The following is an 885-nucleotide window of genomic DNA, read 5'->3' as shown; positions in this document are numbered from 1 at the left end:
ATGAACAACGATTTGGCCAACGTGCATTTTACGGTTACCAACCCACAAGCGCGTGACATTATTGAACAAACGTTGCCTCGTCTACGTGAAATGTTGGCTCAACAAGGGATGCAACTGGCGGATTCCTCGGTTCAGCAGCAAAGCAGTGGACAACAGCAAAGTGGTTACGGAGCGGCTGAACAAAATGGCCAAGGCGCGTCTGGGCGCGGTTTTTCTGGCCAGTCAGACGAAAACTTTGATGCCGATGTGAATCTTGATTTGAATGTGGTTTCAAAGCGTGATGGAATTAGTTTTTACGCCTAATGTCGTAACCTCAACCATCTTGAACAAGAACAAATAACTAGAGAAAACAATGGCAGAAGAACAGCTACAAGGTGCCGATGCACCAAAAGGTAAAAGCAAGCTACTGATCATCATTATTGCAGTCGTGGTTCTGCTCGGTGGTGGTGGCGCGGCGGCGTTCTTTTTAATGGGATCGGATGATTCGGCTCAAGCCGCAGAGGCAGAGTCACAGCAAACACAGGCCGCAGCGGCTAACCCAATTGCGTACGTGAATCTTCCGCAACCGTTCATTTTTAACGTGACGGGTGACCGTCGCGATAGACTGGTGCAAATCAAAGCGCAGCTTATGGTACGTGGCTCTGAGAATGAGCAGTTGGCGCGTTACCATTCTCCGTTGGTTGAGAGCTCTTTGTTATCAACATTTGCATCGGCAACGGTAGAGCAGCTTCGTTCTCCAACGGGTCGAGTGGAACTGCGAGACCGAGCTTCCGAAGATATTAAAGCAGCTTTAAATGCTGCGGTCGGCAAGCCAGTGATTGAAAAAGTACTGTTTACAGATTTTGTTATTCAATAGGTAAAACGTGACCGATCTATTAAGCCAAG

At 48.0% G+C, this 885-nt stretch carries 2 protein-coding genes; both read left to right on the top strand.

Annotation, left to right across the window (positions count from 1 at the left end; all coding sequences use genetic code 11):
- On the top strand, window positions 1–303 hold a 303-nt coding region (locus R7190_RS26270; protein ID WP_318137727.1), incomplete at its 5' end, for a flagellar hook-length control protein FliK.
- A 49-nt stretch (window positions 304–352) separates the two neighbouring features.
- Window positions 353–856 carry a flagellar basal body-associated protein FliL gene (gene fliL, locus R7190_RS26265; protein WP_005457696.1) on the top strand — a complete coding sequence of 168 codons (504 nt, stop codon included), beginning with the start codon at window positions 353–355 and terminating at the stop codon, window positions 854–856.
- The last annotated feature ends 29 nt before the right edge of the window (window positions 857–885 follow it).

The organism is Vibrio sp. 1078-1 (assembly GCF_033340475.1).
The sequence above is the reverse complement of the archived record's forward strand: the minus strand, read 5'-3'. Positions and strand labels throughout refer to the sequence as shown.

Excerpts from the sequence above, each read along its gene's own strand:
- fliL (WP_005457696.1), top strand. The coding sequence starts at position 353 with ATGGCAGAAGAACAGCTACAAGGTGCCGATGCACCAAAAGGTAAAAGC.